22 protein-coding genes are annotated in these 20,322 nt (G+C 54.6%); 4 read left to right on the top strand and 18 right to left on the bottom strand.

Annotated elements, in window-relative coordinates; translation table 11 throughout:
• Window positions 1-318: 318 nt before the first annotated feature.
• Complete coding sequence (locus tag B472_RS02520; RefSeq protein WP_019425169.1) at window positions 319-744, bottom strand: Cd(II)/Pb(II)-responsive transcriptional regulator; 426 nt, start codon at window positions 742-744, stop codon at window positions 319-321.
• A 79-nt stretch (window positions 745-823) separates the two neighbouring features.
• On the opposite strand from B472_RS02520, the gene B472_RS02525 reads away from it, so the two are divergent.
• The 3 genes from B472_RS02525 to B472_RS02535 all read left to right on the top strand — a co-directional run bounded on the left by B472_RS02525 (window position 824) and on the right by B472_RS02535 (window position 2,904).
• Window positions 824-1,456, top strand: coding sequence for a cation transporter (locus B472_RS02525; RefSeq protein ID WP_040505710.1), 633 nt, complete (start codon window positions 824-826; stop codon window positions 1,454-1,456).
• 69 nt (window positions 1,457-1,525) lie between these two features.
• Window positions 1,526-2,569, top strand: coding sequence for a DMT family transporter (locus tag B472_RS02530; protein WP_019425171.1), 1,044 nt, complete (start codon window positions 1,526-1,528; stop codon window positions 2,567-2,569).
• Window positions 2,566-2,904 carry a YnfA family protein gene (locus B472_RS02535; protein ID WP_019425172.1) on the top strand — a complete coding sequence of 113 codons (339 nt, stop codon included), beginning with the start codon at window positions 2,566-2,568 and terminating at the stop codon, window positions 2,902-2,904. Before B472_RS02530 ends, B472_RS02535 begins: the two co-directional genes overlap by 4 nt.
• A gap of 242 nt (window positions 2,905-3,146) precedes the next feature.
• Here B472_RS02535 and B472_RS16880 read toward each other — a convergent pair whose 3' ends face one another.
• The 8 genes from B472_RS16880 to B472_RS17070 all read right to left on the bottom strand — a co-directional run bounded on the left by B472_RS16880 (window position 3,147) and on the right by B472_RS17070 (window position 11,053).
• Entirely contained in the window at window positions 3,147-3,716 is a 570-nt protein-coding gene (locus B472_RS16880; RefSeq protein ID WP_133176048.1) for a hypothetical protein, read from the bottom strand.
• Window positions 3,717-3,732: 16 nt separating this feature from the next.
• On the bottom strand, window positions 3,733-4,107 hold the full coding sequence (locus tag B472_RS02540) for a hypothetical protein (protein ID WP_019425173.1): 375 nt from the start codon (window positions 4,105-4,107) through the stop codon (window positions 3,733-3,735).
• 49 nt (window positions 4,108-4,156) lie between these two features.
• Window positions 4,157-7,276, bottom strand: coding sequence for an efflux RND transporter permease subunit (locus tag B472_RS02545; protein ID WP_116798558.1), 3,120 nt, complete (start codon window positions 7,274-7,276; stop codon window positions 4,157-4,159).
• A 12-nt stretch (window positions 7,277-7,288) separates the two neighbouring features.
• Window positions 7,289-8,419, bottom strand: a complete 1,131-nt coding sequence (locus B472_RS02550) for an efflux RND transporter periplasmic adaptor subunit (protein ID WP_019425175.1) — start codon at window positions 8,417-8,419, stop codon at window positions 7,289-7,291.
• 12 nt (window positions 8,420-8,431) lie between these two features.
• A complete protein-coding gene (locus B472_RS02555; RefSeq protein ID WP_040505712.1) occupies window positions 8,432-8,968 on the bottom strand; it encodes a hypothetical protein in 537 nt (178 codons plus the stop codon).
• A gap of 32 nt (window positions 8,969-9,000) precedes the next feature.
• A complete protein-coding gene (locus B472_RS02560; protein WP_019425177.1) occupies window positions 9,001-10,269 on the bottom strand; it encodes a TolC family protein in 1,269 nt (422 codons plus the stop codon).
• A 146-nt stretch (window positions 10,270-10,415) separates the two neighbouring features.
• Window positions 10,416-10,769, bottom strand: a complete 354-nt coding sequence (gene czcI, locus B472_RS17470) for a cation efflux protein, CzcI family (protein ID WP_026039163.1) — start codon at window positions 10,767-10,769, stop codon at window positions 10,416-10,418.
• 116 nt (window positions 10,770-10,885) lie between these two features.
• A complete protein-coding gene (locus B472_RS17070) occupies window positions 10,886-11,053 on the bottom strand; it encodes a hypothetical protein (RefSeq protein ID WP_157951953.1) in 168 nt (55 codons plus the stop codon).
• 33 nt (window positions 11,054-11,086) lie between these two features.
• Here B472_RS17070 and B472_RS02570 point away from each other — a divergent pair, with 33 nt between their 5' ends.
• Complete coding sequence (locus B472_RS02570; protein ID WP_019425179.1) at window positions 11,087-11,710, top strand: tyrosine-type recombinase/integrase; 624 nt, start codon at window positions 11,087-11,089, stop codon at window positions 11,708-11,710.
• 249 nt (window positions 11,711-11,959) lie between these two features.
• On the opposite strand, the gene B472_RS02575 is transcribed toward B472_RS02570, so the two are convergent.
• From B472_RS02575 to B472_RS02620, 9 genes are all read right to left on the bottom strand, one after another.
• A complete protein-coding gene (locus B472_RS02575) occupies window positions 11,960-13,018 on the bottom strand; it encodes an esterase (protein ID WP_040505704.1) in 1,059 nt (352 codons plus the stop codon).
• 68 nt (window positions 13,019-13,086) lie between these two features.
• Window positions 13,087-14,064 carry a tripartite tricarboxylate transporter substrate binding protein gene (locus tag B472_RS02580; RefSeq protein WP_026039165.1) on the bottom strand — a complete coding sequence of 326 codons (978 nt, stop codon included), beginning with the start codon at window positions 14,062-14,064 and terminating at the stop codon, window positions 13,087-13,089.
• Between the two features lie 37 nt (window positions 14,065-14,101).
• Window positions 14,102-14,494: a VOC family protein gene (locus B472_RS02585; protein ID WP_019425183.1), complete on the bottom strand. Its 393-nt coding sequence runs from the start codon at window positions 14,492-14,494 to the stop codon at window positions 14,102-14,104.
• The gene (locus tag B472_RS02590) at window positions 14,491-15,429 is read right to left on the bottom strand and encodes a hydroxymethylglutaryl-CoA lyase (protein WP_026039166.1); all 939 of its coding nucleotides are present in this window, start codon (window positions 15,427-15,429) and stop codon (window positions 14,491-14,493) included. Before B472_RS02590 ends, B472_RS02585 begins: the two co-directional genes overlap by 4 nt.
• Before the next feature lie 8 nt (window positions 15,430-15,437).
• A complete protein-coding gene (locus tag B472_RS02595) occupies window positions 15,438-16,664 on the bottom strand; it encodes a CaiB/BaiF CoA-transferase family protein (protein WP_019425185.1) in 1,227 nt (408 codons plus the stop codon).
• A gap of 70 nt (window positions 16,665-16,734) precedes the next feature.
• On the bottom strand, window positions 16,735-17,637 hold the full coding sequence (locus B472_RS02600; protein ID WP_019425186.1) for a LysR family transcriptional regulator: 903 nt from the start codon (window positions 17,635-17,637) through the stop codon (window positions 16,735-16,737).
• A 949-nt stretch (window positions 17,638-18,586) separates the two neighbouring features.
• Window positions 18,587-19,327 carry a 2OG-Fe dioxygenase family protein gene (locus B472_RS02610; protein ID WP_019425188.1) on the bottom strand — a complete coding sequence of 247 codons (741 nt, stop codon included), beginning with the start codon at window positions 19,325-19,327 and terminating at the stop codon, window positions 18,587-18,589.
• Between the two features lie 15 nt (window positions 19,328-19,342).
• Window positions 19,343-19,753, bottom strand: a complete 411-nt coding sequence (locus tag B472_RS02615) for a dihydroneopterin aldolase (protein ID WP_081504889.1) — start codon at window positions 19,751-19,753, stop codon at window positions 19,343-19,345.
• Window positions 19,750-20,238 (bottom strand): low molecular weight protein-tyrosine-phosphatase, encoded by a 489-nt coding sequence (locus B472_RS02620; protein ID WP_116798559.1) that lies wholly within the window; start codon window positions 20,236-20,238, stop codon window positions 19,750-19,752. Before B472_RS02620 ends, B472_RS02615 begins: the two co-directional genes overlap by 4 nt.
• Window positions 20,239-20,322: the final 84 nt, after the last annotated feature.

Raw genomic sequence — 20,322 nt, forward strand, 5'->3', positions numbered from 1 at the left:
CCAAGGCCTACCAATACCGGGCACTCGACATGCTGTGCAGGTGATTAGCGCTTTACCGAACATGAACGACCGGTCTAGCGCTAGCTGTAGAGACACTCCCGACCCAAAGCGAACGGTCGCTGCGCTGCCTTGGGCGGCGGTAATGCAGCGTTAGCAGACAGCGGTTTACGGCGGAGGCTACCTGTTACCGGCCAGAAGCTGACGTAGGCTGAAAAATGTTAATGGCTGCATTGAACTGATTACCGTTATGAAGCCAATCAGCTAAATCGAACTGATTGACTGCCATTTGGCTCATTTAAGTTTCTGGGCGTCCCAGCATTAAGCTGGATGGCATGCGCAAGACTCCCCGTGAGCGGCGGACACTAGCTCTTCAAGAATGCCGCAGTGCGCCCCCTCGTGGGTACCGAGGCATCGCGCCCGCAGCCGAAGCAGCTGCTTCTCCAGTGCCCTCATGCTCTTTAGGCGGGCGCGCACACGGGCCAGTTGGTCGTCCACCAGAAGATCGACATCGCCGCAGTTTCTGTCCGGTTTATCAACGAATCCAAGTAGCCGCTTCACATCGCCCAGCGGCATGTCCAGAGCCCGGCAGTGGCGGATGAACGACAGGCGCTCCAGGTGAGCCACCGCGTAGTCGCGGTAGCCGTTTTCGCGCCGAGCCGGCGCGGGCATCAAGCCCTGTTTTTCGTAGTAACGGATGGTTTCGACATCCACGCCGGTGGCGAGGGCAAGTTCCTTTATCTGCATTACATGATCCTGCTTTAAATAAGTATTTGACACTGTAGCGGCTCCAGGGTTTCTAATGCAAGTATTGAAAGGAAAACCCATGTCAACCCACTGCTGTGACCACGTCGCACCCAAACTTGATGCCATTGTCAACCTGGTCCGTTACCGCAAGATCCTCTGGATCGCCCTCGTGGTCAATGCCGCGATGTTCCTGGTCGAGATCGTGGCTGGCGTTCAGTCTGGGTCACTTTCTTTGCTGGCGGACGCGGTCGATTTTGCGGGCGACGCGATGAACTACGCGGTATCGCTCGCGGTGCTGGCTTCGGCGCTGGCATGGCGAGCGCGCGCCGCCATGCTCAAAGCCTTGAGCATGATGGGTTTTGGCCTGTATGTGCTGGGCGCAGCACTGTGGTCGGTGTGGAATGGCGGCGTGCCCCAGGCCACCACTATGGGTTCAATAGCCCTCGTGGCGCTGGTGGCCAACGTGGCCGTGGCATGGATGCTCTATGCCTTCCGAGAAGGCGATGCCAACATGCGAAGCGTGTGGCTATGCTCTCGCAACGACGCCATCGGCAACCTTGCCGTGTTCATCGCCGCCTTGGGCGTGTTCGGCACTGGATCGGCCTGGCCTGATCTTGCGGTGGCCAGCCTGATGGCGGCGCTCGCCTTGCACGGTGGCTGGACCGTGCTGCAGCTGGCGCGCGGGGAACAGGGCGAAGATAGTGCCAAGTAAGACTACCATGGCCACGTCCACTGAACCAATCCGATTGAATCCTTCCGCTGTGTGTCAGACAACCTCGGTATGAATAGAGCCGTCCTTTACGCGCTTTGTGCTGCGGCACTGTTTGGCGCTAGCACCCCGTTTGCTAAGCTATTGACGGGTGATACACCACCAGTTCTTTTGGCGGGGTTGCTTTATTTGGGAAGCGGGCTTGGCCTAAGTCTGGCACGCGTGATTCGTGATCGCGGCGTAAGGCCGTCGGGCCTGCCCAAAGGTGAGTGGCCTTGGCTGCTGGGGGCGATCTTTTTTGGTGGGATGCTAGGCCCTGTGGCGCTGATGTTTGGATTGCTATCAACAAGCGGTTCCACTGCATCGCTGTTGCTGAACCTCGAAGCGGTTCTGACTGCTGTAATTGCCTGGGTTGTTTTCAAGGAAAACGCTGATAAGCGCATCATATTGGGAATGCTAGCGATCGTGGCCGGTGGTGTTGCGTTGAGCTGGCCGACTGCATCCGCTGTCCAATCCAGCATCACGGGCCCCGCCTTGGTGGGTTTAGCATGCCTGTTCTGGGCTATTGACAACAACCTAACCCGCAAGGTGTCAGCATCGGATGCCCTGTTCATTGCTGCTACCAAGGGCGTCATGGCAGGCGCAGTCAATACGTTGATTGCGATAGGTATGGGTGCCGTGCTGCCCGGATTTGCCACTCTGTTGGCCACGATGGCGGTCGGTTTTTTGGGCTACGGCATCAGTCTTGTTCTGTTTGTACTGGCCTTGCGGGGTCTGGGAACAGCCCGCACCGGCGCCTACTTTTCTACGGCACCATTTATAGGAGCGGCTACGGCCTTGATGGTCTTCCCGGAAACCACATCTTTGGCGTTTTGGGTTGCTGCGGCGCTGATGGGCCTTGGTGTTTGGCTTCATCTGACCGAGCACCATGCACATGAACATTTGCACGAAACGCTGCAGCATGAACACGAACATGAACATGACGAGCACCACCAGCATGTCCATGACTTTGAATGGGATGGCGTTGAGCCTCACACACATGATCACAAGCATGCAAAACTCAAACACGAGCATTCACATTTTCCGGACATTCACCACCGACATTCGCATTCATGACACCGATCCAAGCATTGGGCCTGTACGCGCTAACCGCCTGCGCAGAGATTATTGGTTGCTACCTGCCGTACTTATGGCTCAAGAAAAGTGCGTCTCCATGGTGGTTGATTGTTGCCGCAGCAAGTTTGGGCCTGTTCGCGTGGCTGCTGACGCTGCATCCACATCCTGCTGGACGTGTGTATGCCGCCTACGGTGGGGTATACATCGTTATTTCAGTCTTGTGGCTGTGGTTAGTCGATGGCGTGTTGCCTGATCGCTGGGACTTGGTAGGCGCATCACTCGTGCTTGCCGGAGTGGCTGTGATTTATTTTGCACCGCGCAACGTGTCGCTTTGACTCAGCATGTGCTTTCGAGTGTCTAGGCGATAAGCGCTGCCCCGCTTCTCAGAGTCATGCTCAAAACTCTCCAAACGAACCATTCCCAATGACAGCTTGGCATGGCAGGTGCTTCCAGAACATCAGAGCAACAAGTGCTACAAAGACCATCCAAAGTCTTGCGGAGTAAAGATGGTACTTATCCAGACAGGTTGAAGCAATCCCGCCAATGACAATCAGTCATGGCGGATGGCCTCGGAGCATCAAAGCAAAGTGATGTCTTTGATCAAACGAGAACGCAGTGCGCGCTGTTTGAGTTGATCCACTGAGTCATTCGTCCACTGATGCGAAGATTTGCCCCAAAAATAATCAGTACCCGTAATTCCCAACAACCGAACTTCTCCCTTAGTACCTGAAATTGTTCGGTCAAACGTTTTACCTCCAACATTGAAAGTGATTTGATGAGTCCCCTCTTTTAATCGGAGGCGAATCATGGAGTTTGGAACAGTCTCCATCGCTGCGCCACCATCCACAGAAATGTCCAACGGATGATGTCCGTCGCCCCAATAACGCACGACGTAAACCGTCAGAGCTTCAGGCACTGAGGCAAACGACTTTGCTTCATCATCTTTGGCAATGCTGGGTGCAGGATCTTTGGTGCAGTAAGCATTTCTTCCTCGATCCGTATGGCAATGCGGCTTCTCAGCGATTCGATCAACCGGTGAAGCGCAGCCTGCGATGCCAAGTACGCAAGCTGAGACGACGATTGTTTTAGTAATCCAAGTTTTCATAATATTTTCCCAAAATTGATCCACCATTTGTGGCAAAAACAAGTAAGTTGTAAACGCCTCATTTCAGAACAAAACGTGCAGAAGTTGTTTTCCCAGCTGAACTGAATTGAGCAACAACCTTTGTCCCAGGAGCTACCTTGAAGCTACCTTTGGCTTCAAGCTTGTCGCCTGTTGGTTTCAACTCAACTTCTTGCTTGTCAGCGCCAGAAAGCAGTGTGACTTTTGCCGTCGTTTTACTCACGTCAACGGGTTTGCCATGGTCACGCACGAACAACTGCAGCACATCAGGTTTGGCGACCAGTTCGTAGTCAACATCCTTGACGGTGGTCAAAACACCCCCTTGCATGGGTTTGTGATCTGTATCGTGTGGCCCTGCCCATGCGAGTCCGCTGAGGAAAAGTGACGATGTGATCAAGAGCGTATGGAATTTCATGAGATGTCCTTTTGAGGTTTTGGTTGAGGTTGAAGAAACGAATGAATGGTCAGAATGCTTCAGCATCTTTGTCTTGCAAAAGCGCCTCGGCAGGTTTGCGGCCAAAGAGCCAAAACATGGCAGGCGTCAGAAAGGTGTCGAGCAGCGTCGAGCTGATCAAGCCCGAGAAAATCACCACGGCGACCGGGTGCAAAATTTCGGTGCCGGGGCGTTCGGCCTCGAAGAGCAATGGTGCCAATGCGAAGGCAGTCACTAAGGCCGTCATTAACACGGGGCTCAAACGTTCCATCGAACCGCGCAAGATCATGGGCTTGGTGAAGGACTCTCCCTCAAAGCGCATCAGGTTGATGTAATGACTGACCTTCAAAATGCCGTTGCGCACCGAAATGCCCGCCAGCGTAATGAAGCCGACCAGGGCGGCCACCGACAGGGGCTGACCTGACAGCCAAAGACCCAACACGGCACCCACGAGCGCCAAGGGAATGTTCACCATGATCAAGGCCGACAAAACGGCGGACTTGTAGCGGCTGTAAAGCACCACAAACATCAACACCACCGAGACCACCGAGAGCAAAGAGATCAGGCGCGAGGCTTCTTCTTGCGCCTGGAACTGCCCTCCGAGGGTGATGAAGTAGCCCTCAGGCAATCGAGAATCCGCCGTCACTTTGCGTATGTCGGCCACGACTTCTGACAATGGGCGGCCCGAAGCGTTGGCAGAAATCACGATGCGCCGTTTGCCGTTGTCCCGACTGATTTGGTTGGGACCATCGGCGTCTTCAATCGTTGCGATTTTGGACAGCGGAATTCTGCCCGAGGGTGTTTCGATCAACACCTGGCCCAAGCCTTCCAGCGATCGTGCGGATTCTGGTAAGCGCACGACCAGCGCAAAGCGGCGACCTCCCTCCATGATTTGCGTGACACGTTCACCTTCCACCAGGGTCTGCAGTGTGGCAAGCACTTGCGCGCCAGACAGGCCGTATTGCGCTGCTGCGGCATAGTCCAACCGAACCTTGATCTGTGGCGCAAGAACTTGTTTTTCGATTTGCAGGTCGGCCATACCCTCGATGCCTGACAGCCGTGAGCGCAGGGCATCGGCTTGACCGCGCAGCACGTCCAGGTCTTCGCCAAAGATCTTGATGGCGATTTGTGAGCGCACCCCAGACAGCATGTGGTCGATGCGGTGTGAGATCGGTTGCCCCACCTCAATCGAAGCAGGCAGGTTGACCAAGCGTGCACGGATGTCGGCACGGACCTCATCCATTGAGCGCGTCAACTCGCCTGAGGGTTTGATGCCCACGTCCAATTCGCTGACATGAACGCCTTCGGCATGCTCATCCAATTCAGCACGTCCGCTGCGTCTGCCCACATGCAGAACTTCGGGCACCTGCTTGACCAGCACTTCGGCCTGGCGCGCCAGGTCAGAGGACTCGGTCAAGGTCACGCCCGGGTTCAGCCGTATGCCCACCAGCAAGGTGCCTTCATTGAAAGGAGGCAAGAAGGTGGTCGGAAAAAACGGAACAGCCGCCGCTGCAAACACTACCGCCACACATGCACTGGTTATCGCCACGCGTGGCTTGTCCAGCACTTTTTGCAAACTGCCTTTGTAGCCTTGCTTGAGCCATGCCAGCACTTTGGTGTCGCCATGGTCCAAGTTTTTCATGCCCGGCAAGAGGTAGTAGCTCAGCACCGGCGTCATCGTTACCGACACCAACAAAGAGGCCAGTGTCGAGATGATGAAGGCAATGCCCAGCGGCACAAACAACTTGCCTTCCAGGCCCGGCAAAGCGAAAAGCGGAAGGAAGACCAGCACGATGATCACCGTCGCATAGAGGATCGCCGAGCGGACTTCCATGGACGCCTTGGCCACGAGCGCGAGCAGCGACAGGCGCTGGCTTGGGTCCTTGGCGCGGTCTTCTTTCATGCGCCGCAAGATGTTTTCCACATCCACCACGGCATCGTCCACCAGTCCGCCAATGGCAATCGCCAGCCCTCCAAGCGTCATGGTGTTGATCGACAAGCCAAAATACTTGAACACCAGTGCAGTGATGAAGATGGAGACTGGGATGGCGGTGAGCGCGATGATGGTGGGGCGAACTGTACCCAAGAAGAAGAAAAGGATCGCGGCCACAAACAGCGACGCACCGATCAACTTGCCTTGTAGCGTCGAGATCGACGCCTCAATGAAGCTGGCTTGTCGGAAGGTCACACGGGGTGCCTCCATCCCCGCAGGAAGGGATGCCTTGAGATCCGTAATCGCTTCTTCAATCGACTGTGTCAAACGGGTCGTGTCAGCGGTGGGCTGCTTTTGAACGCCCAGAATCACGGCTGGCTTGCCTTCAAAGCCTGCATCCCCACGTTTGATGGCTGCGGCAAAAGTGACCTCAGCGATCTGCCGTAGCAAGATGGGCTGACCGTTCTTGGCGGTGATGGCCAGATTGCGCAAGTCCTCCAGACGGGAAGTGCGACCAAGGTTTCGAATCAGATATTCGCGCCCGTTGAGCTCCAGAAACCCCCCTGAGGTGTTGGCCGAAAACCCGCGCAACGCCGACTCCAACTGGTCCAAGGAGATACCCAAGTCCGACAGGCGCGCTGTGTTGGGCTGCACCTGAAACTGGCGCACTTCGCCGCCAATGGGGATGATCTGTGCGACGCCGGGGATGGACAGGAGTCGAGGCCGGAGCACCCAGTCGGCGTACTCACGCACGGCCATAGGGGAGATCTTCTGCGGATCGACAGGAATAGCGATCTGCATGATCTCACCCATGATGGAGCTGATCGGCCCCATCCGTGGAATTACCCCGGCAGCCAAACCTTCTTCCATGGACGAGAGGCGTTCAGACACCAGTTGGCGTGCCCGAAAAATCTCCGTGTCCCAGTTGAAGGTGACATACAAAAAGGACAGGCCAGCAGAAGAGGTCGAACGAACCGATTCGACCCCAGGCAAGCCATTCATGGCCGTCTCCAGAGGAAAGGTAATCAGTTGCTCGACCTCTTCGGGCGCCATGCCACCCGCCTCGGTCATGATCGTCACAGTAGGTTTATTGAGATCGGGAAAGACATCGACTGGCGTTCGAGACAATGTGAATGCCCCGTAAGCCATCAATACGGCACCCGCTATCAACACCAGAAGCCGGTTGGTCAGGCTATTTTCGAGAAGCCACTTGAACATATCGTGACCCCTTTACCGGACTTGATTGATGAGCGTGGCACCTTGGATCGCCACACGATCGCCAGACTTCAAGCCCGAGATCACCGTGACACGCGCACCATCCAGGGGCTCGAACGTCACCGTGCGGGGTTCAAACTGCTCAGCTGCAGACTTGACCCACACCACGTTCTGATTGGCAGCGTTTTTCATCAGTGCCGACTGGGGGACCGCAATACCCTGTGTCTTTTGCTTAGACTGCACATAGACTTTGACAGGCTGTCCAACGGCCAGACCTAGTAGTTCCGGGCTTTGCACTTGGAAGTTCAGCGGCAGCGCTTGCTCGCGCAAACTGCGCGCTGCACCCATGAAAACCAGTGGCGTGCGCTGGTCGCCGACAGCCAGTGAGGCACTGCCGATGTTGTTGGTCAGTGCGCTATCAAAAGCCAAGGCTTCGATGCGCAGTCGCCTAGGGTCGACAATTTCGAAAATTAATTCACGCTTGTCCACCACTTGACCTGCCACGACATGCGCCGAGGCAATCACGCCAGAAACGGGCGCGACCAGTGCTTCCTTGCTGCTGAGGCCGCCACCGACGGCCGACATGCGTTCGGTCAGGCTGAGCACGTCGCTCTCTGCGGCTTCCACTTCCTTGCGCGGCACCGTGTCCGATAACTCGCGCAAACGTGCCAAACGCTTTTCAGCAAGCGCTTTAGCCGCGCGAAATTCGGCCAATTGAGTCAACTGACCTGCACGCTCTAGGGGGGCGAACGCAGGGACGACGTAGGCCAATACCTGTCCTTTATTCACGGTTTGCCCTGCGTTGGGCAGGCCATTAGGGCCTGGTTCTATGCGTCCGGCGTTGATGGGCTGGACTTTCCCCCCTGCATTGGGGTCCATCAGCACCCGACCATTGAGTTCAAAGGCGCGTGGCAGCTCGGAGGTTTCCACTACAAGAGTGCGCACATTCAATTGGTGTTGGGCTGGCTTAGGCAAAAAAACGCTGCCATCGGCCATGCGCTGTGGACCATTGGTATTGGCCATCGCAGGCGCAGCCCCGTGGTCATGGCCTTCGCCCGCGTACGTAGGCAGCGCAGCACCTGCAAGGGTCAAAGCCGCAGCCATTGCCATCAAGTGGTGTGGTTTAAAAGTATTGATTTTTTTCATGCTGGTGGCTCCTTAAGCCGTACGAGCTTGTTGACGAAAGCGAACGATTGCGCCCAGAGCCATCAGTGCGAATAAACCCGCGCCGATCCACAGGGCGATACCTTTCCAGGAAGAGCGATGGCTAAGTACATCTTTGTTCTCATGCAAATCGAGCTCGGTAGCCAACAGGTCATTCAGATCACCGGCCTGAATGGTTGCGGTGATGGCAATGACGCCAGGTTTGAGCGTGTCCTTAAGGAAGACTTCGTATTCACCCACGCCATGTTTTTCAGCTTTGTATTTGCTGCCTTCGATGTCAATGTCAATTTGAGCGTCATTGACGGGACTGTTGTCTTTAAAACGGTCCAGGTAAATCGTCAGCTGCTTGCCATTGACAATGCCAACCATTTCCAGATCCTCTGAAACCGCGACGAAACGCGGCAGTGCTGTGCCCTGTGCTTGTGGAGCAGCTTCTCCATGGTCGTGACCCGCACCGGCAATGGCAATGGGACTAAGCAGTGTGAAGATCAGCGCCATGAGAGTGGCGGCTGTTGAATGAATTAAATTCATGGTGTTCCTTGAAATTTTGAGGGGTGTCAGCATCACTCGGGCAGCAAGCCCAAGGACTGCCGCAATGCCGAAATGGCGGAGGCTAGGTCAATCCCGCTTCGAGCGGCTTGTCGCGCGGCCTCTGCAGCCTCGACCTCAATGCGCAAGCGTGTGGGCAGATCTGTCTCGCCCAGCCTGAACGACTTGTCGAAAAAACCTCGGGACTCGTTGGCCAGCATTGCTCGTCGTTGCGCGGCGACGAGTTGGGTTTTCACAGCCTCTAGGCGAGAAGCAGCGCCTCTTTGATCAGCTTGAATTTGGTCCCTCTCAAGGATCAGCTTTGACTGCACTTCAATAGCCTCTGCCTGTGCCGTCGCGATACGAGCGTCATACCTGGGCCCTGAACCAAACGGCACTCGAATGCCGATGAGCACAGTCTGGCCATAGCGGTCTCCAAATGCCCCACGACCGCGCGTTGTGGCCACCGTGAGTTCCGGGTTGAATCGCTTCTGGGTGCTAATCAGCTGAGCCGTCCGCTCGGCCATCGTGATGCGGTCCTCCAGTTCAGCCAACAAGGGATGACCAACTGATATAGCCGAACTGGGGGTCGGTTCAGCTGCAGCGTTGACTGTCAAGTCAGCCTGAGCCGTTCTGCCTGTCAACGACATCACTTGTGCCAACGCTGCGGCAGAGGCCGCTTGAGCTTGGGCGGCATGCGCCTGGGCCGCAGCTAGAGCGCCTTCGGCTTGATGCCGGTCCGACTTGGCCAGATCACCCGCGCTGGTACGTTTAGCAACATCAGCGGCGAGGCGTTGCGAATTCGCCAGTTGTTCGCTCGCCAGTTCAGCATCGACGCGAGCTCGCAACCAGCCCCACCAAGCATCCCTGACGGAAGCGGCGAGCCGCAGTTGTGAGGCGAGCAGCTTGCGCTCAACCAACGAGATTTCAGCCTGCGCCAGATCGGTACTGGCCGTGCGTTGCCCGGGTAGCCAAATGGGAATGGCAATTCCCACCTCGGTTTCACGCGAACCGTTGTTGCCAGTCATCTGATCCGATCGCTGACTGATATCCAGCGATGGTGGCTCGGGAGACAGCATCAATGCGGCTTTAGCCTGGGCCTGGGCTGCATCGCGACGCGATTGAAGCGCGTGCGCCTCGGGCTGCCTTTGCCACGCCGTATCGAAAACATTTTTCAAGGACACCGAGCCACTCAACGCGGCGGCGGATGTGCCTTGTGCTTGGGCCGTCAGCACCAAGCCACTCAGGGTCATGACCGACAGCGCGATTCGAATCGGTGTCGATCTTTTTTTGTACAAACTCATAGCTCATCTCCAATGGTGAAAACATCCAAGGAGATCAGCGAGCAGCGACAACACGTCGCTAGGCGATGAAGCAAAACGCAAAAAGCGTCATGCTCACTCGCGCACAGGGGATTCGAAAAGAGGTGGAGAAACCCGAGACTCGCCGATCAGGCAAGCACGGGCCAATTAGGCCGCTCAGGACGTTCTCTTGAAAGCTGAGAAACAATCACCTGAGGGTGAAGTGGATTATCGTCAGAGACCGCTGCTGTGGTCGTGTTCAGATCGTTGACCAGAGCAGCTGCACAACCCATATGGCAAGTGGCACAGTCATGGTCCATGCCCGCCGATTGGGGTGAGTTTTTGCTGGACTCTTGGTGGTCAACTGACGCATGGTCATGGGTGTGGTGACCAGGGTGCTTGGCAGTCACACTGGTTTCGTGCTCGCAATAGCTTGCCATTGCTGCCCAACTGAACTGCAAGGGCAACAAAACCAGCAAAAAAATCGCCAAGTACCGTCTCATAGTTTAAATTTTAGCGACTCAAATTTTTCAAAGTCACCGGGCATTTATTTGTCCCCGTGGAGGTTGAGGTCAATAAAGAAGGATTCAGATGCTTTGGCAAGCGTTCCAATTTACGTTTATCCAATACGACTTTTCATTGTTTGCAAATTAACAATAATTTGTGGCTGGCCGCTTTTGGCCGAATGCGCTGGTTGACTGCCCAACTCGTTTGCAGTCATCAGTTCAACTGGAGTGATCTCTTCTGACTTGATATAGCGCAAGGCGGTTACAACCCAAAAGCGCATGCTTTGCTCCCCTCAACTCGATGGGAGACCATCATGGAAACCTCAACCAATGTGGTTCATCACGAACCGTGGAACAAGGGCAAGATCGTCGGGCAGAAAGCTCCCTTCAAGGTGAAAGACATCTGGGCCCTACGCGTACGGCTTCAGATGGAAGGACGGGTTCGCGAGCTCGCCCTCTTCAACCTTGGTATCGACAGCAAGCTTCGCGGATGTGACCTCGTATCACTCAAAGTCCGCGACGTGACCCATGGCGATCAGGTGGCCAACCGAGCCATCGTCATGCAACACAAGACCAAGCGCCCAGTGCAATTCGAGATCACGGCTGTCACCAGAGAGGCCTTGCAAGCGTGGATCAAGCAGGCGGCATTGAAATCCGACGACTTTCTTTTTCCGAGCAGGCTCCACGATTCCCCCCACCTCGGAACCCGGCAGTACGCTAGGATTCTCGGGCACTGGGTGGATGAGCTTGGTCTGGATCGTTCCGAGTATGGGACCCATTCGATGCGAAGGACTAAAGCCACGCTGATCTATCGACGCACTAAGAACCTCCGAGCCGTGCAACTGCTGCTCGGCCACTCCAAGCTGGAATCGACTGTGAGGTACCTGGGTATCGAGGTCGACGACGCTCTTGAAATCTCCGAGCAGACTGAAATCTGAGACGGTCATTGGAGGCGGCCTTCGTTCCGACACCGGGTCGACCGCCTTCAATGGCAGCTATGTGGGTGCCATCAAAAGTGTTGCTTTCGGCCAGAAACGGTCATTGATCAGAAAGAAGTTTGGGATCACTTCCATTTTTGACATGCAATGGTATCTGGGCTCGGTAGACTTAAAAAATCATCCTTTCTATGGTTAACCCAAAAAAGCATTTTTTAGCATCGAGCCAGTGATGTAACCAGTTGCCCCTCGTCACGGTTTGCTCAATCCTTTGCGCATCATCCAGTCATTGACCAGTTTGGCAACTTCATCTGAATTTCGATCCATCATGATCATGTGACTGTTACCACGCACCCCAACGGTTGGCAAGTCAATTTCATCAGCGATCCCGCCTTGAGATTTCAGCGCAGAGATCATTGTCTTCAGGGGGGCCACAATTCCACCCCATCGTGGGGTCTCGCGAATTTTGTCTCCCCACACAAACAACATCGGAACATTTTTCAAGGGGGAAAGGTCAGTCTTATTTGGATCAAGCGCTCCTGACGGCTCAATGCCCACAACAGCTTTGACCAAGTTCGGATATTTGAGTGCCGCGTTGTAGGCAAACGTACTCCCCTGTGAATGCGGCATCAATATGCATGGGCATACCTTTTCAACCAGCGCGTTGTAGGCGGCTTGTGTTGGCGCATCATTGGTCACCCAGCGAGGGACGCCCTGCTTCATGAATTGATCAAAACGCTCAACCGGAAATTGTGTATCGGTGTAAGCATCTCGCTGAGCGGATCCCACGGTATATGTAGAACCAAACCGGAATAATTCCCAAGCTTCTTTTTTGGTCCTGAAGACGGGTTCTGATTTGAAAATTTCGGGATAACGAGCCCATGAAGCACGACCCCGCTCAACAGCATCAGCGACATACACGTCATAGCCGTTTCGCAAGAAGAACATCTGCCATCCCGGCTTACCATCCGGCTTGGTCTCCCAAGTCACCCCCGATAGCCCACCACCATGGATCATGACCAGAGGATAGGCGCCCCGTTTCTTTTCATCTGAAACCAACGTGTACTGAGCATACATTTGCTCAACCTCAAATTCCCCATTTGGATCAAGGATGACAGGAGGCTGAGTAGGCGTAAAACGTACTTCTTTTTTGGGCAAGCCATCCAACACTGCCGTTCGACCACCCACATGAAAACTTCCAATTTCTTTGATGCTGATCGGTAAATCAGCCACTGTTCTATTGCTTGCACACCCAGCAAGAACCGCGACAAAAAAAACAATTGCCGAATAATTAAAAATAGAATTTTTCATTTTTTTCCTTCAGAAATTTTTTGGGGGAACAATTAAAGGTGGCGGATTCTTTCAATTCGCTTGGTACGTCATTCAGCTGCGATCTTTGCCGATTGGATGACGCGGCCCCAGTAGTCGAGCTCCTTTCGTGTGTAGTCACCAAGTTGAGTTGACGTCATTTGATCGACGGTCGTACCGCTATCTTCCGCCTTCTTTCTAATATCTACCGTCGCCAAAATTTTGTTGACTTCGGTGTTTAAAAGTTGAATCACTTCAGCTGGCGTACCTGCGGGTGCATAAAGCGCAAACCAAGAGTCAAGATTGAAGTCCTTCAAACCAGCCTCCATTGCAGTGGGTACTTGAGGAAGTGACGTTAAACGCGCAGATGTGGTGACCATCAAGCCTTTCAGTTTCTCGGCTTTGATCTGGCCGACCACCGACGCAGGGGTTGTGAAGAAAAGATCAACTTGCGCGCCCAGCAGGTCTTGCACGGCTGGGCCAGCACCCTTGTATGGCACGTGGGTGAGTGACGTTCCAGTGATTTGCGCAAACAATTCGCCAGCGATATGCTGAATAGAACCGTTACCTGAAGATGCGAAATTTAGCTTTCCTGGGTTAGCCTTGGCATAGGAAATGAGCTCCCGCAAATTGTTGGCAGGGAGGTTATTGCGCGCCACCAGCAACTGGGGCGCGCGCGTCAACATGGCGACTGGGGCAAAGTCCTTAATTGGATCCCAGCCAGCCTTTTTAAACAGGTGTGGATTTCCTACCTGGTAGCCGCTGTAGGCAAGCAGCAATGTGTAGCCATCGGGCTTAGCTCGGGCAACGAACTGATTGCCAATATTGCCCGATGCACCGGCCTTGTTATCAACTACGACGGATTGGCCGAGAGCGCGAGACAGCGGCTCCGCAATTAGGCGAGCTGAAAAGTCCGTCGTACCACCTGGTGCGCTAGGAACGACGATGGTGATGGGGCGGTCCGGAAATTTTGTTTGCGCCCATATGACGGGGCTGCTCACACAGGCGATTGCCACAGTAGTTGCTGCAAAAAAATGTCGACGTTGCATTGCTTGTCTCCTTGATTTATGAAATTGCACCGGTCACTCAGACTGGGGTAGATAGTTCAATCAGGTTATGGTCAGGATCCCTTATGTAGACCGATCTGATTTTTGAGGTGGCCCCTGTACGCATAACCGGTCCCTCCACGATTGGCCAGTTCACAACCTGCAGATGCTCAATCACCTGTTCAAGTGAGACACTGACGATGAAGCAAAGATCCAAAGCGCCCGGCACGGGCAGGTGGGCCTTGGGTTCAAGCTCACCGCCCTGGACATGCAAGTTGATTTTTTGGTTGCCAAATTTGAAAGCCCGACGCTCAACAGGTGGCGCGCCCCCAACAAAGGTTTCGAGCTGCATACTGAGAACCCGTGTGTAAAAGTCGATACAAGCTGCCTCACGCGAGGAAGTAAGGACGAGGTGATCGAGGTGGCTGATCATGCGGACTCCTTGAGCAATTCATTTACCGAGGCTGGTATCGGATGCAGGTCAGTGATTAGGCCTGCCTTGGCGATCTGGCCAGGCACGTCGTGGCCAACGATGTCAGGCAGACTGCGAGCAATCGGCAGCAGTCGAATCAGATCGATGCCTGTGTCGTAGCCCATGACGTCGAGCATGTGGATAGCGTCTTCACTGGTGATGTTGCCGCTTGCACCTGGGGCATAGGGGCATCCACCCAGGCCGCCCAGCGAAGCATCAAACCGGTCAATACCCGCATCCACAGCAGCAACAACATTGGCAAGCCCCATGCCGCGGGTGTTGTGGAAATGTAGGGTCAACTGCAATTGCTCAAATCGCTCTCGCAGGGCGTGGGACATCCTGGCGACTTGACTGGGATGTGCCATACCGGTGGTGTCGCAGATGGTGAGGCCGCGGACACCCAGATCGACGAATCTCTCGGCCCAACGCAGTACCTCCTCTTGTGATACTTCGCCTTCCATCGGGCAACCGAAGCACGCCGACAAAGAGACGTTGATCGGGACATGGCCATCGGCTAATTCGATAACCTCTTTCAAGGCGCTGAAACTCTTTTCCCGAGGCATGCGCAAATTAGAGAGGTTGTGTGCTTCAGAGGTGGACATCACTAAGTTCCACTCATCGGCATGCGACTCCAAAGCTCGCTCAGCACCTCGCACGTTAGGTACCAGCACCGTATATTCAACACCTGGTATTCGGCGGATGCGACCCATGACCTCTTCAGCATCACGCAACATCGGTATGGCTTTGGCTGAGGTAAATGAGGTAACTTCGATCTTGGAGTACCCACAATTGCTCAGCGCGTCGATCAGTTCGACCTTGACGTCAGTGGGGACGAATGCAGGTTCGTTTTGAAAGCCATCACGGGTGACGACCTCGTTGAAGTAAATGCGTTGCATGAGGTGGCTCATTGGACAACGCCCCGTTCTTTGAGGGCTTGCATCTGGGAATGGTTCAGGCCGATCTCGCGAAGAACCTTATCTGTGTCTTGACCAATGCTAGGAGCATTTCGGCGATGTGCGCCTGGCGTGGCGGAAAGCTTGGGCACGATGCCCGGAATCGTCAGCGTGCTGCCATCGTCCATCCTAATTTCCTGAAGCATCCCGCGGGCGCTGTAGTGGGGGTCTGCAGCAATGTCGGCCACTGTGTAAATGCGACCGGCCGGGACCCCAGCGCCATCGAGAGCCTGCAGCACCTCGCCGACTGTCATTTGCGCAGTCCAGGCACCGATGGCGTCGTCCAGTTCGCTGACTCGTTGGACCCGTCCGGCGTTATCGGACAGTGTTGGATCGGCACTCAGGTCATCCCGGCCGAGCAGCGCCATCAGTCGGCGAAAGATGCTGTCTCCGTTGCCTGCGATCAGGGCGTAGCCGCCATCCTTGCATCGGTAAGCGTTAGAGGGCGCGATGCCAGGCAGCGCCGAGCCAGCCGCTTCGCGTACTGCACTAAAGGCACTGTACTCGGGCAGCAGGCTTTCCATGCAGTTGAATACTGCCTCGTACAAGGCGACATCAATGATCTGGCCCTTTCCGCTGGCGTTGCGGTGTTGCAGCGCCAACAAGATGCCGATCACACCATGAAGTGCAGCCAGGGTATCCCCAATGCTCACGCCGACTCGAACCGGAACGCGCCCAGGCTCAGCGGTCAGATGTCTGAGTCCGCCCATTGCCTCGGCAACGACGCCAAATCCTGGCTTGTTACGGTAGGGGCCAGTCTGGCCATAGCCGCTGATGCGCAGGACGATCAGGCGAGGATTGATCTTGATGAGGTCATCCGGATCCAACCCCCAGCCTTCCATGGAGCCAGGGCGAAAGTTCTCAATCAGCACGTCGGCCTCGGAAGCCAGTTGACGAACAATCGCCTGGCCCTCGGTCTGGCGCAGGTCAAGCGCTAACGAACGCTTGTTGCGAGACTGCACCTGCCACCAAACCGAAGTTCCGTCTTTGAGCAGGCGCCACTTACGCAGGGGATCGCCAGCTGTTGGGGTCTCAATCTTGACAACTTCTGCGCCGAAATCTGCAAGCGTCTTTGCGGCAAAAGGGCCAGCGATCAATTGACCCAGTTCGAGGACCTTCAATCCACCCAGTGCGCTGGGTGAAAAAATGTTTGCGCCGGAGAAGTCGTCTTGTCCCATGTGAAGCAGTTTCCCACATGGATATCCGCAGTGTCTATTTGCGAATCAATGAGGAAGCCTTAGCATTTTGCTAAGGCCTGGAGAAAAAATCACGTAAGTCGGTTGCCGCTGAATCTGCTTCGTCACGGATGCCGATCATCAACTGTCGGTGGGCCCATGAATCAGCCAAGGGACGCCATGCAAGCTTCATTGACTTAACAATCGATAGTCCAGCGCCTTTGGGCAGGGCCGCGATCCCCAGCCCAGATGCCACCATGTGACCTACGGCGTCAAAACTTCGCACCTGCATACGTAATTTGAGCGGCCGGCCTGCCACTATGGCGGCTCGTTGCTGTTGCTGGAGCATCGCCGCGCCATGGTTCAGGCTTATCCACTGCTCTTCAAGGGTTTGTTCAAACGGCAAAGGAGTTTGCCCAGACAACGGATGACCCTTGGGAAAGATAAGGATCAATTCATCAGTACGGAAGTCCACTACCTCTAGGCCGTCTGTGACTGGCCCCTCAACGAAGACGCCTACATCCGCTCGACCCTCCCGCAGTGCCATTACCACCTGTTCTGAGACCTGCTCTTCGACCTCGATTCGAATCTCAGGGTGTACCTGTTCGTATTGCGCTATCAACGGGGGAAGAAACTGGGTGATGGCTGCACTGCTGCAAGACAAGTGCAAGTGGCGCAACACACCTTGACGCGCATCGGCTAGTTCAGCCACAAGCTGGTCCATCTCCTGGAGCATCGTCAGGCCTCGACGCATAAAGGTCCGTCCAGCTGCCGTGGGTGCTAACCCCCTCGAATGTCGCACAAACAGGCTTTCGCCAAGGGCCGTCTCCAGCTCCCGCAGGCGTCGGCTCGCGGCAGGCAGCACAAGATTACAGTCCCCTGCAGCTGCTGTTAGGCTACCAGTTTGCGCGCATGTCACAGCCAAACGGATTGAGATGAAGTCGAAGCGAGCGAGGTTGTACTGTAGTGCTGGCATGAAGATGGGTAAAAGACAAAACAATTAGAGAACAGTCTAATTCAAGCCTTTATTCTGGGGTGTGGTTATTTGTTACCGCCAATGAAAGAACAGTATTCGTTCGACTGCTAAGTTGGATATTCCGCTTCGGGTCGGGAGTGTCTCTACAGCTAGCGCTAGACCGGTCGTTCATGTTCGGTAAAGCGCTAATCACCTGCACAGCATGTCGAGTGCCCGGTATTGGTAGTACAGCAGTCTTTGGAGGTACTACCTGTTGTATGACGGGTAGTGATCGTGGCGGCTATAACGACCGCTCACCACGAGTGGCTCAGTTCAGCCTAAAGCCGCCCCTTAGACTTCTCCACAAACACTTTTTCCATGACCAAGGGGGTTCCCCGGCACATGAACTATGGATTGGAAATCCGAAACATCGCCACAAGTAAATGCTTGCTCGTGCATGCACCAACCCACCCCGCTGAGAAAAATGCCCAGCCAACCGGTATGAATTTTTCAGATCGACTTGATAGCTCCTCGGGATCGAAGCAAACATGCGGCTTCATGGAACTAACGGAGCCCGTAGCATGCAAGCCCATACTAAAGAAGAAATCGACTCAAGGACTGAACCAAGCCCTATGGCCATCATTGGTGCCATCCTCGCCCAGGGCGCTATCAGGTGGATGGATCGGCAAAAGAAAGATCAACAGGTTGCTCAAAAAAGCAGCAAAGTCTCTGCCTCCCGCCTAATTGCTAAGCCCGGGAGCACTTTGCCGACAAAGTGAATCGCTTGTTTAACTTCAGATAAAACCGGAAAGCCTTGATTCGATTTTGGTATGAATACATTAGCTACCTTCTAGTAGTCCAAGTTTTTAGCAGCATCCCCAGATGGTCGGTTTTCGGCCGGCGTCAACACGCTCATGATCCTATGATCGAGTCTTCAAGTCACTCACGCGCTACCATTAAAAGCTTATTTTCAAGCAGATGGGTCTTGGAAATGGTTGGCGCGCAAGGTTACAACCAGCGTGTCGCGATGGCCTTGAGCGCCCAACGGCTGTACCGGCGTGCTTTCGTGGATCACGCGCGCATCGTCCAGTAAAAGCAACGACCAGGCTTGCTTCATGGTGAACCTCTCACCCCTTGGCCCGTGAGCGTCGAACACGCGCGTCTCGCCCCCTTTGATGCTCTCCCGGTGAACCACAAACACGGCAACGAAATCCACGCCATCGCGGTGCGCGCCTTCTGGCGTAGGCCGGCCAATACCGTCTGTCGTGTCGATGCGAAATTGGTGCGCTTCGATGCACCATCGTGTGTCCATACCGCGCAGTTGATTCGCTGTTGTGGCCAAAGCAGACAATATTTTGGGCCAGGCCGGTTGATAAAGGGTTCTGTCCAAAATGGGTTCGAACCAACGCGCCATCCCGCCATGCAGTGCGTTGTAGTCCAGCGATTGCCAGTGGGCGCGGTGCGGCACCTGGGCCAAAGTGCCGCTCTCATGAACAAAACTGCTGTGCCGTCGGCGTCGGTAGCGGCCGCCATCCTTTAAGTGCTGGTCGTGAGGCATGTCGTTCCAGTCGGCGGACAGGGCGTTCAACTCATCCATTGAGCAAGCGGCCCACTGCGCAACGCTTGCAGCATCGAGCACGATGAAGGCCTGCTGCGCCATCTGGTCCGGCAGGTTGGCAAGTGGGGCGTAGTGAGGCGTTAATTCGTGCATTTTTGAAAATTCAGTCTATATTGGATTTTGCAATGAATGACGCAGATTCTGGGTGGCTGCCTCGTTGAGAGACAAACGAACGCCCAGGACGCCATTGCCCCTGCGAACAGGTGCTTTTCGCAGGCGGATGTCGATGCTGAGGATGTCTGTGTAAGCCACGCAAGCTTGGGCGATACGTGTCATGAGACGTTCTTGGGTTTCGTAGTGCCCATCTTCGGCAAGCCGGTCAATCTCCGCCATCAAGGGGTCATAGTCAAAGACATTTACCATCTCATCTTTAGCAATGAGTACCCGATGGCTACTGATGCCCAAGGTCAGGTCCAAGAAGTGAATGTCGGGTCGGGTGTCCAACGGTCCATAAGTTCCGATGTCTGTTCTCAGATGCAAATCTCTCAACTCGATGACTGCTGAATTGGTAGGTTTCATATCTGAACCTTTTGAAGAGTAAATTTCATCAAACCGTCGCTGGCTTCTTCGATCAAATCCAACACCTGCTCAAAGCCCTGATCGCCACCGTAGTAGGGGTCCGGTATGACCGAGGCTTGCGATGTTTGCAAAAATTCAGCCAACCCCCGAACCTTGTGAAGATGTTGTGCTGGACATCTCTCCTCTAAGAGCGCGCGGTTATCCCAATCCATTGTCAATAGCAAATCGAATTCTTCAAAGTCACTGTCCACAACTTGCCTGGCTCTTAAATGAGACATTTCATACCCTCTTTTGAGCGCATGCATCTGGCTACGCTCATCCGGGGGTGCATCAGGATGAAAGTTGTGTGTGCCGGCCGAGTCAATTTTGACTTTGTGCAGGAGTTTCTGATTTGCCAGCCGCTTGTAAAAGACAGCTTCTGCAGTGGGACTTCTACAAATATTGCCCATGCAGACAAAAAGAATTTGGTATTTGAGGTCGCTCATTTTTACATTGGTTGAAATCATTTTTTAAAAAGTACAACAGAGGGTGTGACTGTCAGTGCCGCTTATCGGCCTTCCAAGTGCCGC

Source organism: Limnohabitans sp. Rim28 (genome assembly GCF_000293865.2).
Classification (GTDB): Bacteria; Pseudomonadota; Gammaproteobacteria; order Burkholderiales; family Burkholderiaceae_C; genus Limnohabitans_A.